The organism is Desulfogranum japonicum DSM 18378, from assembly GCF_000429945.1.
GTDB classification, from domain to species: domain Bacteria; phylum Desulfobacterota; class Desulfobulbia; order Desulfobulbales; family Desulfobulbaceae; genus Desulfogranum; species Desulfogranum japonicum.
Genome location: NZ_AUCV01000134.1, coordinates 1 through 1073, shown reverse-complemented (window position 1 = coordinate 1073; position 1073 = coordinate 1). Strand labels below are relative to the sequence as shown.

The window sequence follows — 1073 nt, the reverse complement described above, 5'->3', positions numbered from 1 at the left end:
TTTCTGCTTTGTTCATGGTATACTCCTTTGTAAATGATTAGAGAATCAAACTGTTACAGGAATATACACTATTTTCTGCCGCATAGCGGCTTCGTACAACAAGTCATTCCACCGGACTCGCTGAAGCTCGCCGGTGAACTCCACGTTAGTGGTTGAAAAAAACCGATGATCAGAAAGATAGTATTTATAGCAAACATTGTTGCGCTAATGTTTTTTTTATATCCACCGATTTTCATATGTTACTTAATGGTAAAGCATTGGGATGGTGCTTCAATCGGAATAATCGGAGGTGGAGATGGACCAACGGCTGTCTTCTATTCCTTCTCATTCGACTATCAAAATATAATCCCCTGGCTTCTTATGGTGATTTTATTGAGCACAAATATATATGTAATCAAAACCTATAATAAAACAGAAAAATAAGAATTCACTAACCAGTCGTTCGAGAGGGACGGCAAAAATATGGCGGCATTTTTAAATTTTATCGTAGATGTAAGTAATCTGTTCTAAGAAAGCTATTCTTAGAGCTTTTGCCGCCCCTCAACTCACCGTTAAGTGATGAAAAAAATAATGAAATGGCAGCCTATAAAAGAAGAAGAAATCTGGGATGATCTTAATCAATCCTGGAAAAGGATGTCATATGAACAACGAAATTTATGGGAAGTCATAAAAATTATCCCTGAAAAATGGAAACAAGATCCTTGGGGAAATGCAGGTGATGGTTTTTGGGTAGTCGCAATAATTGGTAAAACAGTAGTTTGGTACAATGATATCGAAGAGGGATATAATAGGTCTACCTATTCAGAATATGGGAAAATAGAAGAATACTGGTGTGACCAAGATGAGCTAGAGTGGGCTATCCAAAAAATAATTAATGAAATTAAAGATGGGTATGTAAGTGACCCAAAATTCGGCCCACCGATTAAAGGTGAATATAAAAAAAACACTTAATCGGGTAGCCAGGGGAGTCTCTCCCCCAGGGGAGCATTACACGTTTGTCCGCAAAATTCTCTTCGCCTGATCCCTCGTCACATACCTGGTAAAGGCCCCATTAAAGGTGTCGTTAACGAGAG

The 1073-nt window shown here is 38.3% G+C and carries 1 protein-coding gene; it reads left to right on the top strand.

Annotated features, from left to right (window positions below; all coding sequences use genetic code 11):
* Positions 1 to 570: 570 nt before the first annotated feature.
* Complete coding sequence (locus tag G493_RS0122785) at positions 571 to 951, top strand: hypothetical protein (RefSeq protein WP_028582204.1); 381 nt, start codon at positions 571 to 573, stop codon at positions 949 to 951.
* The last annotated feature ends 122 nt before the right edge of the window (positions 952 to 1073 follow it).